The organism is Pseudosulfitobacter sp. DSM 107133 (genome assembly GCF_022788695.1).
Classification (GTDB): Bacteria; Pseudomonadota; Alphaproteobacteria; order Rhodobacterales; family Rhodobacteraceae; genus Pseudosulfitobacter.
In genome coordinates this window covers 71,790-90,607 of sequence record NZ_CP085158.1, presented here as the reverse complement: position 1 = coordinate 90,607, position 18,818 = coordinate 71,790, and the positions used below count along the sequence as shown (strand labels likewise).

18 protein-coding genes and 1 pseudogene are annotated in these 18,818 nt (G+C 56.1%); 16 read left to right on the top strand and 3 right to left on the bottom strand.

The features are described 5' to 3' along the window. Nucleotides 1-107: 107 nt before the first annotated feature. Complete coding sequence (locus DSM107133_RS22365; RefSeq protein ID WP_162792075.1) at nucleotides 108-308, bottom strand: inorganic diphosphatase; 201 nt, start codon at nucleotides 306-308, stop codon at nucleotides 108-110. Between the two features lie 30 nt (nucleotides 309-338). Here DSM107133_RS22365 and DSM107133_RS22360 point away from each other — a divergent pair, with 30 nt between their 5' ends. Continuing rightward, the gene (locus DSM107133_RS22360; RefSeq protein WP_114294380.1) at nucleotides 339-1,271 is read left to right on the top strand and encodes an IS5 family transposase; all 933 of its coding nucleotides are present in this window, start codon (nucleotides 339-341) and stop codon (nucleotides 1,269-1,271) included. Between the two features lie 54 nt (nucleotides 1,272-1,325). On the opposite strand, the pseudogene DSM107133_RS22355 reads toward DSM107133_RS22360, so the two are convergent. Further along, nucleotides 1,326-1,550 (bottom strand): annotated as a pseudogene (locus DSM107133_RS22355) (MerR family transcriptional regulator); the annotation flags it as partial. A gap of 51 nt (nucleotides 1,551-1,601) precedes the next feature. After that, the gene (locus DSM107133_RS22350; RefSeq protein WP_064223623.1) at nucleotides 1,602-2,651 is read right to left on the bottom strand and encodes an AraC family transcriptional regulator; all 1,050 of its coding nucleotides are present in this window, start codon (nucleotides 2,649-2,651) and stop codon (nucleotides 1,602-1,604) included. A gap of 335 nt (nucleotides 2,652-2,986) precedes the next feature. Between DSM107133_RS22350 and DSM107133_RS22345 the strand changes: the two genes are divergently transcribed. From DSM107133_RS22345 to DSM107133_RS22275, 15 genes are all read left to right on the top strand, one after another. Next, complete coding sequence (locus tag DSM107133_RS22345) at nucleotides 2,987-4,171, top strand: ABC transporter substrate-binding protein (protein WP_067296557.1); 1,185 nt, start codon at nucleotides 2,987-2,989, stop codon at nucleotides 4,169-4,171. Nucleotides 4,172-4,255: 84 nt separating this feature from the next. Further along, nucleotides 4,256-5,113, top strand: a complete 858-nt coding sequence (locus tag DSM107133_RS22340) for a branched-chain amino acid ABC transporter permease (protein ID WP_064223625.1) — start codon at nucleotides 4,256-4,258, stop codon at nucleotides 5,111-5,113. Beyond that, nucleotides 5,110-6,060: a branched-chain amino acid ABC transporter permease gene (locus DSM107133_RS22335; RefSeq protein WP_082894733.1), complete on the top strand. Its 951-nt coding sequence runs from the start codon at nucleotides 5,110-5,112 to the stop codon at nucleotides 6,058-6,060. The genes DSM107133_RS22340 and DSM107133_RS22335 overlap by 4 nt, the downstream gene beginning before the upstream one ends. Next, nucleotides 6,057-6,806, top strand: a complete 750-nt coding sequence (locus DSM107133_RS22330; RefSeq protein ID WP_064223626.1) for an ABC transporter ATP-binding protein — start codon at nucleotides 6,057-6,059, stop codon at nucleotides 6,804-6,806. The genes DSM107133_RS22335 and DSM107133_RS22330 overlap by 4 nt, the downstream gene beginning before the upstream one ends. Then, nucleotides 6,803-7,504: an ABC transporter ATP-binding protein gene (locus DSM107133_RS22325; RefSeq protein ID WP_176832926.1), complete on the top strand. Its 702-nt coding sequence runs from the start codon at nucleotides 6,803-6,805 to the stop codon at nucleotides 7,502-7,504. The genes DSM107133_RS22330 and DSM107133_RS22325 overlap by 4 nt, the downstream gene beginning before the upstream one ends. Nucleotides 7,505-7,555: 51 nt before the next feature. Next, nucleotides 7,556-9,106, top strand: a complete 1,551-nt coding sequence (locus DSM107133_RS22320) for an AMP-binding protein (protein WP_067296559.1) — start codon at nucleotides 7,556-7,558, stop codon at nucleotides 9,104-9,106. A gap of 11 nt (nucleotides 9,107-9,117) precedes the next feature. Further along, the gene (locus DSM107133_RS22315) at nucleotides 9,118-10,626 is read left to right on the top strand and encodes an AMP-binding protein (RefSeq protein ID WP_067296561.1); all 1,509 of its coding nucleotides are present in this window, start codon (nucleotides 9,118-9,120) and stop codon (nucleotides 10,624-10,626) included. 15 nt (nucleotides 10,627-10,641) lie between these two features. Beyond that, entirely contained in the window at nucleotides 10,642-11,826 is a 1,185-nt protein-coding gene (locus DSM107133_RS22310) for a lipid-transfer protein (RefSeq protein WP_009808028.1), read from the top strand. Beyond that, on the top strand, nucleotides 11,823-12,638 hold the full coding sequence (locus tag DSM107133_RS22305) for an SDR family NAD(P)-dependent oxidoreductase (RefSeq protein WP_229678646.1): 816 nt from the start codon (nucleotides 11,823-11,825) through the stop codon (nucleotides 12,636-12,638). The genes DSM107133_RS22310 and DSM107133_RS22305 overlap by 4 nt, the downstream gene beginning before the upstream one ends. 211 nt (nucleotides 12,639-12,849) lie before the next feature. Further along, nucleotides 12,850-13,638 carry an enoyl-CoA hydratase/isomerase family protein gene (locus DSM107133_RS22300; protein WP_009808030.1) on the top strand — a complete coding sequence of 263 codons (789 nt, stop codon included), beginning with the start codon at nucleotides 12,850-12,852 and terminating at the stop codon, nucleotides 13,636-13,638. Between the two features lie 12 nt (nucleotides 13,639-13,650). Continuing rightward, nucleotides 13,651-14,889, top strand: coding sequence for a thiolase family protein (locus DSM107133_RS22295; RefSeq protein ID WP_009808031.1), 1,239 nt, complete (start codon nucleotides 13,651-13,653; stop codon nucleotides 14,887-14,889). Nucleotides 14,890-14,898: 9 nt separating this feature from the next. Then, nucleotides 14,899-16,035 carry an acyl-CoA dehydrogenase family protein gene (locus DSM107133_RS22290; protein WP_009808032.1) on the top strand — a complete coding sequence of 379 codons (1,137 nt, stop codon included), beginning with the start codon at nucleotides 14,899-14,901 and terminating at the stop codon, nucleotides 16,033-16,035. 8 nt (nucleotides 16,036-16,043) lie between these two features. Further along, complete coding sequence (locus DSM107133_RS22285; protein WP_009808033.1) at nucleotides 16,044-16,817, top strand: SDR family NAD(P)-dependent oxidoreductase; 774 nt, start codon at nucleotides 16,044-16,046, stop codon at nucleotides 16,815-16,817. Nucleotides 16,818-16,821: 4 nt separating this feature from the next. Beyond that, nucleotides 16,822-17,937 (top strand): CaiB/BaiF CoA-transferase family protein, encoded by a 1,116-nt coding sequence (locus DSM107133_RS22280; RefSeq protein ID WP_009808034.1) that lies wholly within the window; start codon nucleotides 16,822-16,824, stop codon nucleotides 17,935-17,937. After that, complete coding sequence (locus DSM107133_RS22275; protein ID WP_009808035.1) at nucleotides 17,934-18,815, top strand: branched-chain amino acid ABC transporter permease; 882 nt, start codon at nucleotides 17,934-17,936, stop codon at nucleotides 18,813-18,815. Before DSM107133_RS22280 ends, DSM107133_RS22275 begins: the two co-directional genes overlap by 4 nt. Nucleotides 18,816-18,818: the final 3 nt, after the last annotated feature.

The window sequence follows — 18,818 nt, the reverse complement described above, 5'->3', positions numbered from 1 at the left end:
AGCACTTTGTCGATTGTGTTTTAGAGCTAGCTCCATCCATTCGCTTCCAAATTATGGGTGTTTGCATCAACCAGCCATCTATTTGGTCGGTGCGTTGGGTTTCGGGATCACTTTTTGAAATTCAATTCATTGGCGAGCTTTGAGGTTTCTCGTAATTCTGCCAGAGCTTCCTCTCTTTCTTTTATCTCGGCGCGAAGCTTATTTTCGAGGATTTTTGATATCCTTGCCCATTCGCGAAGCTGCGCTCTTGAGCCCCTGTTTTTATATATTTCTAAGGCCTTGTTGCACAAATCGAGTGAGGGATTCACTGCGTGGATCCAGCATGATAGCTGGAGGTCATGAGCAGTTGGGCACCTACGAAGTACAAGACCACGAACTGGTCGGCTTACAATGACGCACTCCGGCAACGCGGATCGCTGACGATCTGGTTTGATCCCGACATGGTGTGGCGGCCGCCGCCGACGGGGAAGCGCGGGCGGCAGCCGAGTTTCAGCGACGCTGCGATCCAGACTTGTTTGACCATGAAGGTGCTGTTCGGCATGCCGTTGCGACAGACGACCGGGTTTGTCGAAAGCCTTTTGCGCCTGGTCGGGCTGGACTGGCGGGTGCCGGACTTCAGCACCTTGTGCCGCCGCCAGCGGACGTTGAACGTGGCCATCCCTTACCGTGGCGGCACGGGCCCGCTGGACCTGCTGATCGACAGCACCGGCATCAAGGCCGAGGGCGAAGGCGAGTGGAACGCGCGCAAGCACGGCGGCCCCAAGCGGCGCATCTGGCGAAAGATACACATTGGAATTGATGAGCAAACGCTGGAGGTCCGGGCCGTCGAGATCACCGGCAGCAACATCGGCGACGCGCCCATGTTGCCCGAACTGCTCGACCAAATCCCACCAGATCAGGATGTCGGATCGGTAACCGCTGACGGAGCTTACGACACGCGCAAATGCCATGACGCGATTGCCGCACGTGGCGCACATGCCGTCATCCCACCCCGCAAAAACGCCAAGCCCTGGAAGCCCACAAGCACCGGCGCCATCGCCCGAAACGAGGCGGTGCGTGCGTCCCGGTATCTGGGCAAGACGTTGTGGCGACGTTGGAGCGGATACCACCGCCGGAGCCGTGTCGAGGCAAAGATGAACTGCATCAAGTTACTCGGCCAATCCCTCATGGCCCGCGACTTCGATCGCCAAGTCGCCGAACTGCAGGTCCGCATCGCTGTCCTGAACGGCTACACCGCGCTTGGTATACCTATCACTGAGGCCGTAGGATAAATCCGTCCGGGGAAAGGGGAACTGTGGTCAGGCCCCGATTTGTGCAACAAGGCCTATTTCTAACCAAACTCTTATATCTTCAAGCTTCATTCCGAACCGACGACCTCGCAAGATCAGCTTGAACCGCGCGATCTGTTTGCGATCATAACTTCGTTCACGCCCTTGTAGCGTGGGTTTGAGAAGTTCGAGATATTCGTAATACCGCAGGGTTCGGGGGGTGACGTCGAATTTCCCGACCATCTCTTTGAAGGTGAGCGTTTCGTCATCGGACTTGTTCATGGCGTCACTCCGTTCTGATATATGGTCGTGTTAGCGTCTCGTCGTCTAATCCTAACGTGAACTGGCGAATAACCCTTTGCTGGTTTTTCGATATGCGGACGGCGAATCCCCTGAAACCCGCCGGAAAAATCGCGACAGGCTGGCAGTTTCCGAAAAACCGAGGCGATCTGCAACTTCAGCCAGCGGTAACTCGGATGTATCAAGAAGCTCCCGTGCGCGGCGCAAGCGCACGCTATCGATAATCTGGCGATAGCTCATCGACTGACTGGCAAGTTTTCGATGTAAAGAGCGTTCTGACAAATGAAGCGTTTCGGCCACTTCCGGCGCATTGGGAAAAACGCCGCGCACCTGCATCAACACCTGATAAACCGAATTTGCTGTTCCGGTATGCTTGGGGCCGGTTTCAAGCATATTCTCGCACAAAACACGATAGTTTACCGCAAGAAGGGCATTCGCCAGCGGCAGTTTCAGCGCGCCTGTTCCAGGATGAAAGTGAATGCAACTGCGCGGTGCGCGATACACGATTTCGGTTTGCCAGCGCGCTTCTAGGTTCATCCAGCCTTTCGGGCGGTCCAACGGGCATTCGATCAGACGGATGGGCAGGTTTTCTTGACGCAGGTCCCGGAAGAAGGTCGGGCCGGACCCAAGCAGCCGTTCATGAACAAAATCCAGAAGATCGGGCGGTACATACTGGTCGTCGGCAACAAACCCTGTTGCAAAACCTTCATCGTCCTCTGTGATGTCATATGCCAGCAGTGCGTATCCCAGCCCCTGCATTTGCGTGAAAACCCTCAGCCCCGCTGTCACATTCTCTGAAACTAGCGTGGCAAGCCCGATAGGGCCATACGAGATCAGGCTGTAACGCAGACCGGTGACAAAAGCGACACCTTCAATATGCGCTGTACTCCGGCAAAAGGCACGCAGGAATGTGAGTTCCTGAATACCGTCCAGCGTGCCCCATGGATCCGAGAGAAGGCTGAGCTGCAAACCTGCTTCTTTGAGCAATGGGTCAGGATCAATGCCGTGTTCGATCAGCACGTCACACATGAACTGGATGCTATGTTTGGGAAGACGCAGGTTTTGGAGCAAGCCCACCTTCATGACGATGACCTCAAAATTCTACTGATGGGTAAATAATATCGATTTGGCAGAAAATGTCAAATTTGTGGCGTTTTCGGACATTCCCTGCCAGTCCTAACCCTGCGATGCTTGATGCAAGAGATGGGGGAGGGTTAGGGACACGGTCGCGATCAGATGCACTTTTGCGCCATTTGCAAATCCATGATTTGTTACCGCCCGATTGCTGATCCGACGTATGATAAAACCCGCCAAACTTGCTGATAGTATTCTGCTTTTCCGGGAACGATTTATCCCGGGCAGCGCATCATTCGCCTTGCAGGAGAAACTTCTTGGGGCGTGAAACCGGGAGGAAAACTATGAAACGTCGGAATTTTCTACGCAGCGCCGGGGCGCTAACTTTGGCCAGTACCTTGCCTGCGCCAATGGTTCTGCGGGCCGCAACGCCCGAAGATTATCACATTGCGGGCATTCTGTCTTTCTCGGGCGCATACGGCTTGATCGGCAATGACATGCGCAAAGGCGCGGAACTTGCCGTGGCCATGCGGGGTGGCGAATTGTTGGGCAAAAAAGTCCGCTTCAGCTGGGAAGACGATGAAACCAAACCCCAGCCCGCCGTACAAAAAGCAAGCCGGCTGTTGGCGGAAGGCACGCAATTGATGTTTGGCGCGGTCAGCTCAGCGTCGACTCTGGCACTGCAAAGCCTGTCCACACAGCGCAAGGTGCCGCATCTGGTCACGATTTCCGCAGACGACAGCATTACCAAGATGGACGGTGCGCGTTACTCATTCCGTACGTCCAACACGTTGGCCATGGAAATGAACATGTGTGTTGAATTCGTAAAGAAACGCGGGATCAAGAGAGTATACGCGGTCACGGCTGATTATCAGGCCACGCGCAGCGCCTTTGACGACTTTGCCGCAAAAGCAAAAGCCGCCGGTGTCGAGATCGTCGGGAATGACTTTGCCCCGCTTGGCAACCGCGACTTTTCGGTCATCATCGACAAGATGGCGCGTTCGGACGCCGATGGTATTCTGGTTGTGGCAACGGGCAATGACGGCGTCACCTTCTGCAAGCAGGCAGGTCAGGTTGGGATGGGTCAGAACAAAGTGCTGTTCGGCCCCGTGCTTCAGGATGAAATCTTTGCAGCCGCGACAGGCGAGGCCGCATTGGGCGTGAACTCCGGCGTGCGTTATCACTTCTCGCTCGACAATCCGGCAAACGCCGAATTCGTGACGGCCTACCGTGACGCAAACGGTGACTACCCTTCGGCCTTCGCGGGCGAGGCATTTGACGGTCTTCGCTGGTGGATGGATGTCATCGAAGCGACTGACAGCTGGGATGTGGAAACCTGGGTCGATGCATTTGAAACATCGGTCTATGAAAATTCGGTCGAAGGGCGCAAGGAAATGCGCGCTTGTGACCATCAGGCCAAACAGGTCGGTCTTTGGGGTGAAGTTGTGAAGGGCGAGGCACCATTGCCGGACCTCACCATGAAAATCACCGAAGAGTTTTCGGCAAATAGCCTGTTTAGCGACTGTTAATCGATCCTCCCTGAACTGGGCGGCGCTGTTCCCTCGCGACATGCGTCGCCCGCTTTTTTGGGGTGAAACTGAGGAACCCTGAATATGTCCATTATCGTGATCGGGCTGAGTCTCAGCTTTCTGCTGTTTCTGCTGGCAGCGGGCTTGACCCTTATTTTTGGCATGTTGGGGGTGATCAACTTTGCCCATGGCGCGCTTTATATGCTTGGCGCGTTTGTCGGGTATCAAATTGTTCATATGACCGGATCGTTCTGGTTGGGACTGCTGTTTGCGCCGCTGATCGTCGCCTGTGTTGGTGCGCTGATCGAAATTTTGGCGCTGAAACAGGTCTATGACCGCGACCACATTTTTCAGCTTTTACTCACTTTCGGATTCATTCTGGTCATCGACGACGCGACAAAGATGATCTGGGGATTTGACTATAAGCAAGTGCCGACACCAGAAATCTTCATGGCACCGATTTCCATGTTTGGCAGTCAAATACCGTCATACCGGCTTTTTGTAATCGGTTTTGGTGCAGCGGTTTCTCTGGCACTGTTCTTGCTGCTGGACCGTAGCAAATGGGGCATGATTATTCGCGCCGCCAGTTCCGATCCGGAAATGGCTCAGACACTCGGTGTAAATGTAAACCGGGTTCGCACCGGCGTCTTTGCGCTTGGTGCGTATCTTGCGGCTCTTGGTGGCGTGGTTAGCGCACCGTTGGTGCCGATCGAACTGGGCATGGGATTCAGCGTTATCATCGACTGTTTTGTCGTGGTGATCATCGGCGGGCTTGGGAACATTCGCGGCGCAATCCTTGCGTCGTTGCTGTTGGGCATGACGCGGGCGGCCGGATATACCTACGCAACTGAATGGGTCGAACTACTTACCTTTGCCCTGTTGATCGGAACGCTGATGTTCCGGCCTGCGGGCTTGTTTAGCACAAAGGGGCGTTCGGCATGACACGCAGGATTATCGGTCAGGCCCTGATGGGCATTATTATCGCAGTTATGATTATCGTTCCGTTTTTTGTGCAGGATGAGCAATGGGTGAACCTTGTCAGCCTGATCCTGATCTGGGCCTTGTTCGCAATCGGCTTTGATCTGGTCTTCGGGGTGACAGGTATGCTGTCATTCGGCCATGCGGCGTTGTTCGGGGCAGGGGGTTATGCGCTCACAATCCTCACCCTCAGCTATGGCGTCGGTTTTATACCGGGCCTTTTTGCAGCGGCGATTGTCGGAGCGGTGCTGGCTTACCTGATGGGGCTTTTTGCGCTTCGGGTTTCGGGGCTTTTTTTTGCACTGCTGACACTGGCCCTGGCGCAGATGATGTACATCCTTGCGTCCAACAAGCTGCGCGCAATCACCGGCGGATTGGACGGTATTCCAGGCGTGCCGCGGCCTGACTTGTTCGGGATCAATTTCTACGACAACCACAACTATTATGGGTTTATCGTGGCGGTTTTCCTGATCGGACTGGCGCTGATGGCATTGCTGCGTGGGTCGCCATTCGGGCGGGCATTGCGCGCGGTACAGGCGAACGACGTGCGCGCCGCGCAACTCGGATACAACGTCCATAGCTTGCGCCAATCGGCGTTTATCGTTTCGGGTGCGTATGCAGGTGTTGCAGGAGCCCTGCTGGCATCGTTGATCTTCTACATCTCTCCGCAAATGCTGCATTGGTCCACATCGGGCGACGTTTTGATCATGACCGTGCTGGGCGGCAAAGGCACATTGCTAGGTCCGATTCTTGGCGTGGCCTTGTTTGAATTACTGAAAGAAGAACTGAGCCAAATCACCCAATATTGGTACGGCATCCTTGGTCTGGTGTTCATTTTTGCCACCATCTTCCTACGCAACGGTATTGCCGGAATGTTCCAAGGTGATCAGGACGAAGGAGACATGCAATGACTGCCGGATCATTGAGTTGCAACGATATTCAGGTCTCCTTCAGCGGGTTGAAAGCTGTCAACGGTGTGACGTTCGACTTCCAGCCGGGTCAGCTTTACGGGATTATCGGACCTAACGGTGCGGGCAAGACCACGTTGATGAATGCGCTTTCGGGTCATGCCAAGCTAAGCGGTGGTCAAGTGATGCTGGACGGGCGCGATGTAACGGGCCTGTCGGTGCATAAACGGACCCGCATCGGTCTGGGCCGCAGTTTCCAGATCACCAAGATCTTCGCCGGCATGTCGGTGCTTGAGAACCTTCAACTTGCTGCTTTTGCGCATCTGTACAGGTTGCAGCCCTTCTGGCTTCCGGCGGGCCGCTTTCCTGCAGTCAGGGAACGGGCCGAAAGCGTTCTCGAAGAGATCGGCCTGACGGTGATGGCGCACCGCCCCGCCGAAACCTTGTCTCACGGCGATCAACGCGCATTGGAAGTCGGGCTGGCATTGCTGAGCAACCCATCGGTCCTGTTGCTCGATGAACCATTGGCCGGTGTTGGACATGACCAGATCGGGCCTGCGATGGAGCTGATAAAACGGATCGTCAAGGGCCGCACCGTGCTGCTGATCGAACACAACATGGACGTTGTAATGCGGGTCTCCAGTGCTTTGGTCGTGATGGTTCAAGGGCAAATTCTGGCGTCTGGCAGCCCTGAAGAAATCCGCGCAAACGCCGAGGTGCGAGCGGCTTATCTGGGAGAAGAGGAATGAAGCTGCTTGCGTTGGAAAGCTGCAATGTCACTTATGGCAAGGCGCAGGCGTTGCATAGCGTGTCGATCGAAGTCGCACAGGGCGAAGTTGTTTCGCTGATCGGGCGCAATGGCGCAGGCAAAAGCACCATTCTCAAGACGATCATCGGTTTAAAGCAACCGGTTTCAGGGCGCAGAGTCTGGAAAGGGGACGACGTTACCGCGCGACTCCCGAACCAACTGGGCCGTCTGGGCATTGGGTATGTCCCCGAAGACAGGCGCATTTTTGACAATCTGACAGTGCATGAAAACCTGCGCATCGCAACCGTCATGGGACGCACTGGCGCATGGACCGAAACCCGGATTTTTGAAATGTTTCCGGTGCTGCTTGATCGCGCGTCACAGGCGGGAAACACGCTTTCGGGCGGCGAACAGCAAATGCTGGCGATTTCGCGCGCGCTTTTGACTAATCCGGAACTGTTGCTGCTGGACGAACCGACTGAAGGCCTTGCCCCGCTGATCGTTGATGAATTGGTCGATTCGATGCGGCGGATCAACGAAGAAGGTATGACGCTTTTGCTGGTTGAACAGAACCTGCGCGTGCCGATGAAATTGGCCCATCGACAGTACGTTGTCGACAACGGGACCGTCCAGTGGAGCGGCACGACAGCAGATTTGCTGGCCAACCGCGAAGAGATCGAAAAGCTCATCAGTGTATGAGTTCAGACTGGCAAGGCGGGAAAATCCCGGAAACCAAGATAGGAAACCGTTATGCGTGTGATCGATTTCTTCGACAGGGGTGTCGCAATCAACCCTAACGTGATCGCTTTGGAAGATGCTAAAATCGGCCGGAGTTACGGCGAAGTTCAGGAACGCACATATCGTTTCGCCAATGCCATCACTGCCGAAGGGTACGGACGCGACAAGATGGCCGGCGTTTACAGCCCCAACTGCGTGAGCGGCCTTGAAGTTATGCTGGGCTTGTTTCGTGCCGGCACGATCTGGGTTCCCGTCAATGCCAAGAACGGCGTAGAAGAAAACGCGTATATCCTGGATCATAATGATGTGGAGATTCTGTTTTATCACAGCGATCTTGCACCGGCGCTGGAACAATTGCGTGAACTTTGCCCAAAGATACAAAAATTCATCTGTCTGGATAAACAAGACGGCGCGGCACCATGGCTGGAAGACTGGATGGCCGCGGCCCCTTCAACCGATCCCGATGTGCCGCTTGGCCCTGATGATCTTGTCGGAATTTTATCCTCTGGTGGGACAACGGGGCGGCCCAAGGGGATCATGCTGACGCAGTTGAACTGGACCACGCTAATCGCGAACTATTATGCCAGTTTTGATGCCGGACCTGACCCTGTGCATTTGCTGATCACGCCTATGACCCACGCGTCAGGGGTGCTTGCCATTGCGTTGATGGCCGCTGGTGCGCGCAGCGTCATCCTGCCGGGATTTGATGCCGCCAACGTTCTAGACACAATTGAAAGCGAGGGAGTGACCCATCTGTTCCTGCCGCCGACCGCCGTTTACATGCTGTTGTCGCAACCGGAAGTTGCGCAACGTAGCTTTCCGTCATTGCGGTTCTTTCTTTATGCCGCCGCACCTATGGCCATTGACAAGCTGCGCCAATGCCTGAAGATTTTTGGGCCGGTCATGGCGCAGTGTTTCGGACAAGCAGAATCGCCGATGTTCTGCGCGCTGCTGACGGCAGAGGATCACAATGTTATCGGAGATCCGGCCCGCGAACACCGGCTTGCAAGTTGCGGCAGGCCCGCACTTTTGACACCGATGGCGATCATGGATGATGACGGTAACATTATGCCGCGTGGTGAGCATGGTGAAATTGTTGTGCGCGGAAATCTGGTGATGAAGGGGTATTACAAAAACCCCGAAGCAACCGCAGAGGTTTCCCAGTTCGGTTGGCACCATACCGGCGACATCGGGTATCTGGATGACGAGGGTTACCTTTATATCGTGGACCGCAAGAAAGACATGATCATTTCGGGCGGCTTCAACGTTTATCCCTCGGAAGTCGAGCAGGTGATCTGGTCGCATCCTGCTGTGCAGGATTGCGCGGTGATCGGTGTGCCTGACGAAAAATGGGGTGAAGCGATCAAGGCGGTGATCGAACTCAAACCCGATGCAACGGTGGAACCCGAAGCAATCATTGCATTGTGCAAGGAAAACCTTGGCAGCGTAAAGGCCCCCAAAACGGTTGACTTCTGGGATGAACTGCCGCGCAGCCCCGTTGGGAAGGTGCGCAAAAAGGACATCAGGGATACGTTCTGGCAGGGGCAAGCGCGCAGAATTTAGGGAGCAGAATTATGAACATCGCGTACATTTTGACACAGTCCGCGCGCGCCTATTGCGATCGACCTGCCGTCTGCTTGGGGTTGTCGACGTTCAGCACCTACACCCAATTACAGTACCGCAGCGCGGCCTTGGCCGCTGCGCTGAAACAGCGCAATCTGGTAAAAGGTGACCGTGTTCTGATCTTCATGGGCAACCGGCCCGAATATATCGAGATCCTGTTTGCCATCTGGACTGCCGGATGTGTTGCCGTTCCGTTGAATGCCAAACTGCACCCTAACGAAGTGACCTATATCCATGCTAACTGTGATGCCGCACTTGCCTTTACCGACCGGCCGGAAGACGTCGAAGGGTTTTCAGCAGTCATTGCGGTCGGTGGACCGGAATATAATGCGGCGTTACAAGCGTCAGCGGATTTGCAGCCTGCACACGCTGCGCAAACCGATCCGGCATGGATTTTTTATACCAGCGGCACGACGGGCCGCCCGAAAGGGGCGATACTGACCCACCGCAACCTCTGGACCATGACCACGAGTTTTCTGGCCGATATGTGTCCGGTTACGGAAATGTCGGCGGCGCTGCATCCGGCACCGCTGTCTCATGCGGCAGGGCTGTTTATGCTACCGTTTGCGCAGCGGGGCGCGGCGAATGTTGTGCCGCAAAGCGGTGGATTCGATCCGCATGAAATCGTGACGTTGCTGCATGAATATCCCCATTCATCTTTTTTTGTCGCACCCACGATGCTGACGCGTCTGACGGCCTATCCTGCGCTTGACACGGCGGCCATCGAAAACCTTGATCTGTTGTTCTGCGGCGGTGCGCCGATTTATGTCGCAGACCTGCGCCGGGCGATGGCGCTGTTGGGCAACCGCATCTGGATCGGATACGGACAAGGCGAGGCACCATGTACGATCACTTATCTACCACCGCATATATTGAGCTGGGAAATTCCGGATAGTTGGCTGGGATCCGTCGGCATTCCACGCACCGGCGTCACGGTCTGTGTGGTGGATGAAACAGGCACACAATGCCCCCCAGATGTCGCGGGCGAAGTGATCGTCAGTGGCGATGTGGTGATGGCGGGATACTGGGGCAATGAAACGGCAACGGCGTCAGCCTTGCGGGACGGCTGGCTCCATACCGGCGACATTGGCAGCGTGGACGCCCACGGTTTCCTGACGCTCAAGGACCGGTCCAAGGACGTGATCATTTCTGGCGGGTCAAATATTTATCCGCGCGAGGTCGAAGAGGTGCTGCTGCGTCATTCCGGCGTGGTCGAAACTAATGTTGTTGGCCGCGAGGAGGCCGAATGGGGCGAGGAAGTCATCGCGTTTGTTGTGGCAGAGCCGGGCGTGACCGCACAGGCGCTGGACCGTTTTTGTCTGGATAACATAGCGCGGTTCAAGCGACCCAAGGCCTATTGCTTTGTTCTCGAACTGCCCAAAAGCAGCTACGGCAAAATACTTAAGACAGAGTTGCGCCAGATGCTGACCGACCCCGATACACAATTCGAAAAACCATAAAAAAGGAGACCCAAAATGACTGCCATTATTGCCGGTGTCGGCATGATCCCTTTTGCAAAACCGGGCGCATCGGCACCTTACGACGAGATGGGCGAGGTGGCGATCCGTCTTGCACTGGATGACGCCGGTATCGCGTTCGAAGACGTGCAACAGGCCTATGCCAGCTATGTTTACGGCGACAGCACAAGCGGGCAGCGTGTGATTTACCGCGTGGGCATGACGGGCATCCCGATTATCAACGTGAACAACAATTGTTCGAGCGGTTCAACAGCGCTTTTCCTCGCACGGCAGGCTGTCGAAAGCGGTGTGGCAGAATGTGTGCTGGCGGTGGGTTTTGAACAGATGGCCCCCGGTGCGTTGGGTGTTGTCTTTCCCGATCGCCCGTCACCGCTGGCGGAATTTGATGCCGCCACGGACCGGCTGATAGGGGACGTCGATCTGCCGATGACGCTTCGGTATTTCGGCGGTGCGGGCAAGGCGCATATGGAACGATTTGGTACGAAGATGGAGACATTCGCCAAAATTCGGGCCAAGGCTAGCCGCCATGCCGCGAACAACCCACTCTCGGTTTTCCGCAAGGAGATGACCACGCAGGATGTAATGGGTGCGCAGGTGATCTGGCCCGGTGTAATGACACGGCCAATGGCTTGTCCGCCCACCTGCGGCGCTGCGGCGGCGCTTGTGGTGTCCAAAGGGTTCGCTGAAAAAATGGGCCTTGATACAACTGTACAAATCCGCGCGCAGGCAATGACAACGGATAAACTGCTGGACCCTGAAACCGGCGACATGATCGAAGTGGTTGGCGCCAGGCTGAGCCGTGATGCCGCGCGCATGGTCTATGAAAAGGCGGGCGTGGGTCCTGACGATATCGACGTGATCGAATTGCATGACTGTTTCGCGCAGAACGAATTGATTTCCTACGAGGCCCTGGGGCTATGTGCCGAAGGTGATGGCGAAAAGTTGGTCGATGATGGCGACAACACCTTTGGCGGGAAATACGTCACGAACCCGTCTGGTGGTCTGCTGTCAAAGGGGCATCCACTGGGTGCTACGGGGCTGGCACAGTGTTTTGAGTTGACCAACCAACTGCGTGGAAAGGCAGAGAACCGGCAGGTCGATAATGCGCGGCTTGCCCTCCAGCATAACGTTGGGCTGGGCGGTGCGGCGGTTGTTACACTTTATGAAAGGATTACAGCATGACAAAACCACCAATGAGAGATCGTGACGATTTCGGCGTGGCACTTGTCACCGGTGCAGGTTCTGGCATCGGACAGGGGATTGCTTTGCGGCTGGCGGAGTTGGGCGCGAGGGTTGTTGTCACTGATATTGCCGAAACAGGCATAGCCGATACGGTCAAGCAGATCGAAGCGGCAGGTGGTACAGCGCTTGGGCAAAAGCTTGATGTGTCGGATCCGGCATCGGTGAATGCGGCATTTGACGAGACGGAACGCTGGGACAAATGCGTGGATGTGCTGGTGAACAATGCGGGTATCGTCGGGATTAATCCGTTCCTCGATTTTCCTTTGGAAGACTGGAACCGCGTTATGGCTATCAACCTGACAGGCAGCATGTTGTGCGCGCAACTTGCTGCGCGTGAAATGGTTCGTCAGCGATATGGCAGGATCATCAATATCACGTCGGTCAGCGGCATCCGCGCAGGGGTCGGGCGCACGGCTTACGGCACGTCCAAGGCGGCCTTGGTGGGGCTGACACGCCAGATTGCGCTTGAAGTTGCGGCGCATGGCGTCACGGCAAACGCGATTGCACCGGGCGCCATTACAACTCCGCTCACCGAAAGCACCTATACCGAAGAAACGGTTGCGCGCCTGTTGCCGATGATTCCGGCGGGTTACATGGCCGACCCTGCGGATATCGCGGCGGCAGTTGCCTATCTGGGCTCGCCTGATGCGCGATATGTGAACGGTGAAACACTGGTCGTTGATGGTGGATATGTCTGTGGCGGCATGATGCAGACTGGCTCGCTGGATCTGGGCACAAAAAGTTCGTCCTGAACACAAGGTGTCGCGCGGCGAGGCATTTTTTCATGTCGCGCGCATCATCGGGGAACGCACTATCTTGATGTCGCCGGATTGCTGATTCTCCGATCAAATCGGACGGGAGAAACCGACAACCTACAAGCCTATGTAACCTAACGTAAATTAGTTCTTGATTTGATTATATATTTTTGATTACTTACTGGTAAGTAAATAGAAAGACGCACGCATGACTCAAGCGAATGTACTGGTCGAATACCGTGGTCCGGTTGCGTGGCTGACGTTGAACAGGGCCAACAGTCTTAATGCACTTTCTGTCGACCTCATTGGGGAACTGCGCGCCGCGATAAGAGAGATCGCTGTGGCAAAACAGGTGCGCGCAATTGTGCTGACGGCTGCGGGGCGTGCGTTTTGCGCCGGTGCCAATCTGAAGGAAGTCCTCGCTGGTCTGGATGATGCCGATACGCAAAAGGGTGATTTTCTTGACGCTATCGGCGCGACGTTTCAAGCGCTGCGTGATTTGCCGAAACCGGTGATCGGCGGGCTGAATGGCATTACCGTTGCGGGCGGGCTGGAACTCGCGATGTGTTGCGATGTGCTGATTGCGGGCGAGAGCGCCAGAATTGGCGATGCTCATTCGAATTTTGGTGTGTTCCCTGGCGCAGGCGGCGCTGCTGTCTTGCCGTGCCGGATCGGACTCGCAAACGCGAAATACCTCTTGTTTTCGGGCCAAAGTCTACCAGCGCGCGAATTGATGCGCATGGGGCTGGTGCAGGAAGTGGTTGGTGATGACGCGCTTGAAGCGCGGCTGCACGAGTTCAGCCAGTTGCTGGCGACCAAAAGCCCGCTGGTCCTGTCGCAGATGAAGCGGGTAGCCAATGCATCCATCGAAATGACGCAGGTGGAGGCGCTGAAACAGGAACTTGCCGTGCTGCGCGAACATCTGAAATCCAACGATGCGGCCGAAGGACTTGCCGCATTCGGTGAAAAACGAAAGCCGGTTTTCACCGGCACATGAGCGGAGATTGAAATGACAAAAATTTACATTGCCGGGGTCGCGATGACCAAAATGGGACGCCTCGACGGGGCAACGGTAAAGTCGCTGACCTGCGAGGCTGTCGATGGCGCGATGGCGGACGCCGGCATTGGCAAGGATGACATTCAGGCTGCCTACTACGCGAACACAACACAGCGACATCTTGAGGCGCAGTTGATGATCCCGGGCCAGATCACCCTGCGCGAGATGGGATTTGAGGGCATCCCGATGGTAAACGTCGAAAATGCATGTGCCAGCGGGTCAACCGCGTTGAACCTTGCGGCTCAATTTCTCAAAGCAGGCGAGGGTGACGTGGCTTTGGCCGTTGGGGCCGAAAAAATGTGGACAGGTGACAAAGCTAAGATGTTCAGCTTTTTCGATGGCGCGTGGGATGTGTCCACCGTTGAGGAAAATACCGAAAAACTGATGGCGCTGGGCAAAGGCATCGACGTGCCGAATGACACCACTTCGGACAAGCCGTTTTCAGTCTTTATGGCGATTTACGGAGCGTTCGGGCTGGCGCATATGCGCACGTTCGGCACGACCCAAAAACAGATTGCTGCGATTGCAGCAAAGAACCACATGCATTCGGTTGAAAATGAAAAGGCGCAATTCCGCGCGCCTTATACCGTTGACGAAATATTAAGCGCACCACCGATCACTTATCCTTTGACCCTGCCAATGTGCGCCCCGATGAGCGATGGCGGTGCCGCTGCGGTTCTGATGACCGAGGCCGGATTGAAAAAGTTCGGGATCAGCCGGGATCGTGCCATCGAAGTGCGCGCCAGCGTGATCCAGACCGGATCAAACCGCGCGCCGGAGGATTATGAGAACCACCTGACCGCGATTGCGGCACGGCGGGCATATGAAATCGCCGGTATCGGTCCCCAAGACGTATCAGTTGCCGAAGTGCATGACGCAACAGCGGTGGGTGAGTTGATCCAGATCGAAAACCTTGGGCTGTTCCCATTTGGCGAAGGGGGTGCTGCATCCGAGCGCGGTGACACCTCCATCGGCGGGCGGGTGCCGGTGAACCCGTCGGGCGGGCTGGAATGCAAAGGCCACCCGATTGGCGCGACTGGGTTGGGCCAGGTTTACGAACTGGTATCGCAACTGCGCGGTGAATGTGGACCTAGACAGGTCGAAGGTGCGCGGATCGCCATCGCGGAAAATGGCGGCGGTTTGATCGGTATCGAAGAGGCCGTGGCCTCCATCCTTATTCTCGGGCGCTAGGAGCGAAAGATGTTCAAAACCGAAGAGCAGATAATGGCTTGCGATTCCTTGCGCCGGTTTCTGGATGACCAGATCGAACCGGAATACCTGAAGGTTAAGGATGCGCCGTTCGAAAAAGAAGTCATTCAGGGTTTCATGACGCGACTTGCCGAGTTCGGTCTGACATCGGCCCCGCATCCCGAAGAAGCGGGCGGTATGGGGCTGGATTGGACCACCCACCTGATGCTGTTCGAAGAGGTTGGTGTTACGGCAATAGATATCGCGCTGCCCATTCTGATCAACGTGGTGGCAGGTGAGATTCTGCTGAAGCTCGGGTCTGATGAGATTCGCAAAAAATATATCGGTCCGTTGCTTGCCGGTGAAATTACCGCGTCGATGGGCATATCGGAACCAAATGTCGGGTCCGATGTGGCCGCTGTCAAAACCCGAGCGCGGCGGGACGGCGATGACTGGGTGATCAATGGCGAAAAGACCTGGATCACCAATGGTCGCTTTTCGGATTTCCTGATATGCACCTGCGCCACCGATGAGGGCCTGACCCATATTCTAGTGGATCGCAAAGAGCATGGCTATGAAACCCGCGACATCAAAAAAATGGGTCTGAACGCACAATCCACGGCACAGATCTTTCTTGATGACGTGCGTGTGCCGATTGCAAACACGATAGGCGAGGTCGGCCGCGGCTTGCAGCAAACGCTTGTGGTGTTTGAACGGGCGCGCGTTCACATGGCCATGTGGGGAATCTCCCTGGCACGGCGCGCGTTGGAAGAGTCGATCAGATATGCGCAGGAACGCAACCAGCACGGCAAGCAGATAGCGGGTCACCAGCTCATCGCAGACAAGATCGCCGTAATGGCCACAGAGATTGATGCTGCGCGGCTTTTGACCCTCCGTGCCGCTGGCATGATCGACCGCGGCGAACGCTGCGACAAGGAATGTGCCATGGCCAAATGGTACGGCACGGAAATCGCAGTGAACGCAACGCGCCAAGCAGTGCAGATCCACGGTGGCAATGGTGTCACCACCGATTTTATCGTCGAACGGCTGGCGCGCGAGGCCATTATCGGGCCGATCCCGGACGGGACTACAGAAATACAAAAATTGCTGATCGCACGGACGCTTACCGGCGTGCAGGCATTCAAATAGGAGCGGTCATGGAAATCGAAGGCAAGACAATCATCGTCACCGGCGGGGCATCGGGTCTTGGCGCGGCGACGGCGAAATATCTGCGAGCACGCGGTGCCAAGATTGGTATTTTCGATATGTCGCAGGGCGCTGGCGATGCGCTGGTCAAGGAACTGGGTGCTTCAAACGCAATGTTCTGCAACGTCGATGTGACCGACGATGAAGGCGTGGACGCGGCAGTTGACGCCGTGGTTTCAAAATTCGGTGCGCTGCATGGGTGCATCAACTGCGCCGGGGTCGTCAGCCCGATGAAAGTGATCGACCGTGACGGCAAGGCCGCGTCGCTCGACACATTCCGCCGCACGGTTGATATCAATCTTGTCGGCACATTCAACGTAATGAGCAAAGCTGTTCAGCGGATGTTGTTGAATGAACCCGAAAACGGCGAAGAGCGCGGTGTTGTTGTCAACGTCTCCTCTGGTGCTGCGATGGAAGGGCAAATCGGCCAGCCGGCTTATTCGTCGTCAAAGGCGGGGGTGATGGGCCTTAACCTGCCTGCCGCGCGCGAACTGGGTGCCAAGGGCATTCGCGTCAACGCGATTGCACCCGGCCTGTTCGGCACGCCGATGGTCATGTCGCTGCCCGACAACGTGATCGCAAACCTCGAAGCCTCTGTCGAAGCGCCCAAGCGTGTCGGCCGGATGGAAGAATTCGCTCATTGCTGCGCCTTTCTGATCGAGAATTCATATATGAACGGCGAAACCGTGCGGCTTGATGCTGCCACGCGCCTGCAGGCGAGATAGGGCGATGCTGCAACGCTCAGGTCCCCTCAAAGGTGTACGCATTGTTGAAATGGCAGGTCTTGGCCCTGCGCCGTTTGCTGCGATGCATCTGGCTGATCTGGGCGCTGAAGTGGTGCGCATCGCGCGGCCCGGTCAGAAATTTCCGTTGCCGATTGATGCGAAATACAATCTGTTCAACCGCTCGCGCCGCAGCCTGACACTTGACCTGACAAAGGCCAGAGATGTCGACCGGCTCTGGCAGTTGATCGAACGTGCCGAGGTGCTGATCGAAGGGTTCAGGCCGGGCAAAATGGAAAAGCTGGGATTTGGTCCGGAACAGGTGCAGGCGCGCAATCCGGCCTTGGTCTATGGCCGATTGACCGGATGGGGACAGGAAGGGCCGCTGGCACATGCAGCGGGCCACGACATGAATTATGCCGCCATAACCGGTGCGGTTTGGGGTTTGGGCGATGCGGACCGCCCGCCACCTGCACCGATGAACCTGATCGCGGATCAGGGCGGCGGCGCGATGATGCTGAACGTTGGTATCCTTGCAGCCCTGACTCATGCGCGCGCCACGGGGCAGGGGCAGGTGGTCGATACGGCCATGACGGACGGGGTTAACCTGCTGATGACCATGCAGCACGGGTTGGTCGCATGTGGCGCTTGGTCTGATAAACGGTCTGGCGATTTTATCAACGGCGGCGTTGCGTGGTATCGTTGTTACGAAACGGGCGATGGCAAATATGTGTCCGTTGGATGTCTCGAACCGCAATTTTTTGCCGAACTTCTGGCACTTCTGGGCCTCACAGACGATCCGCGCTTTGCCGATCAATACGCACCCACCGCGCAGGCCAGTATGATGGACGCGCTTACGGAGATTTTCCTGACTGCGACCCAACAGGAATGGTGCGATATTCTGGAAGGCAGCGACGCGTGTTTCGCACCTGTGGTTTCTCTGGCTGACGCATCGGATCATGCGCATAATCGCGCCCGGGGCAGCTTTGTCACAGTAGGTGGCATCGAGATGCCGACGCCCGCACCGCGATTCTCGCGAACACAACCCGACACACCGACGACCGGAGATGCGGGAGAAATCAGCCTTGATGAAATCCTTGAACACTGGGGGAACAACGCATGACTGCCTTGTCTTTTGCCGATGCGATGCAGCTTTTTGTGGTCGGCCTGTCACAAGGGTGCCTTTATAGCCTGATCGCGATTGGTCTGGTGCTTGTGTATAAGGCGACTGAGCAGGTGAATTTTGCCCAAGGCGAATTCATGATGCTGGGGGCATTTGTCGGGTATCAGTTCATCGTGCTGATGGGGATGCCCTACTGGCTGGGTGCGATGTTGACATTGGTCTTCATGGGCGCATTCGGCTACGGCGTCGAAGCGCTTGTGGTGCGGCGCCTGACGGGCCAGCCGGTGTTCACTGTCTTTATCCTGACGCTGGCATTGGGTATCGCGCTCAGGGCGGTTGCAGGGATAATTTGGGGGTTTGGCAACTATTCGTTGCCTGCTCCGGTTGATGGCAATCTTACACTGGGCCCAGTGATCATTTCTTGGGCCAGCGTGTTGTCGATTGTTGTCACCGCGGTTGTCGCCAGCGCGCTGTACCTGTTTTTCCGTTACGCTCGGCAGGGTGTCGCCATGCAGGCGTTGTCCCTGAACCAGTTAGCAGCGTTCTACATGGGTATTCCTGTGAAACGGCTGACATCCTCGATCTGGGCAATGTCCGCGATCTTTGGCGGGATTGCCGGACTGCTCCTGGGGCCAATGACGTTGGTTTCGACGCAGATGGGTTTTATCGGGTTCAAGGCATTTGCAGGGGCAATTGTCGGTGGTTTCGGCTCCATCCCCGGTGCGGTGATCGGTTGCTTGCTGATCGGTGTGACGGAACCGTTTTTCGATATCATGTTCCCGACCCTCAAAGGAATTGGTGCCTACTTGATCATGTTCCTTGTGCTGTTGATCCGTCCGCAAGGCCTGCTGGCCCAAATTTATGCAAAGAAGGTCTAAGCC

Coding starts and splice junctions, on each gene's coding strand:
- DSM107133_RS22360 (WP_114294380.1), top strand. CDS start 339: ATGAGCAGTTGGGCACCTACGAAGTACAAGACCACGAACTGGTCGGCT.
- DSM107133_RS22350 (WP_064223623.1), bottom strand. CDS start 2,651: ATGAAGGTGGGCTTGCTCCAAAACCTGCGTCTTCCCAAACATAGCATC.
- DSM107133_RS22345 (WP_067296557.1), top strand. CDS start 2,987: ATGAAACGTCGGAATTTTCTACGCAGCGCCGGGGCGCTAACTTTGGCC.
- DSM107133_RS22340 (WP_064223625.1), top strand. CDS start 4,256: ATGTCCATTATCGTGATCGGGCTGAGTCTCAGCTTTCTGCTGTTTCTG.
- DSM107133_RS22335 (WP_082894733.1), top strand. CDS start 5,110: ATGACACGCAGGATTATCGGTCAGGCCCTGATGGGCATTATTATCGCA.
- DSM107133_RS22330 (WP_064223626.1), top strand. CDS start 6,057: ATGACTGCCGGATCATTGAGTTGCAACGATATTCAGGTCTCCTTCAGC.
- DSM107133_RS22325 (WP_176832926.1), top strand. CDS start 6,803: ATGAAGCTGCTTGCGTTGGAAAGCTGCAATGTCACTTATGGCAAGGCG.
- DSM107133_RS22320 (WP_067296559.1), top strand. CDS start 7,556: ATGCGTGTGATCGATTTCTTCGACAGGGGTGTCGCAATCAACCCTAAC.
- DSM107133_RS22315 (WP_067296561.1), top strand. CDS start 9,118: ATGAACATCGCGTACATTTTGACACAGTCCGCGCGCGCCTATTGCGAT.
- DSM107133_RS22310 (WP_009808028.1), top strand. CDS start 10,642: ATGACTGCCATTATTGCCGGTGTCGGCATGATCCCTTTTGCAAAACCG.
- DSM107133_RS22305 (WP_229678646.1), top strand. CDS start 11,823: ATGACAAAACCACCAATGAGAGATCGTGACGATTTCGGCGTGGCACTT.
- DSM107133_RS22300 (WP_009808030.1), top strand. CDS start 12,850: ATGACTCAAGCGAATGTACTGGTCGAATACCGTGGTCCGGTTGCGTGG.
- DSM107133_RS22295 (WP_009808031.1), top strand. CDS start 13,651: ATGACAAAAATTTACATTGCCGGGGTCGCGATGACCAAAATGGGACGC.
- DSM107133_RS22290 (WP_009808032.1), top strand. CDS start 14,899: ATGTTCAAAACCGAAGAGCAGATAATGGCTTGCGATTCCTTGCGCCGG.
- DSM107133_RS22285 (WP_009808033.1), top strand. CDS start 16,044: ATGGAAATCGAAGGCAAGACAATCATCGTCACCGGCGGGGCATCGGGT.
- DSM107133_RS22280 (WP_009808034.1), top strand. CDS start 16,822: ATGCTGCAACGCTCAGGTCCCCTCAAAGGTGTACGCATTGTTGAAATG.
- DSM107133_RS22275 (WP_009808035.1), top strand. CDS start 17,934: ATGACTGCCTTGTCTTTTGCCGATGCGATGCAGCTTTTTGTGGTCGGC.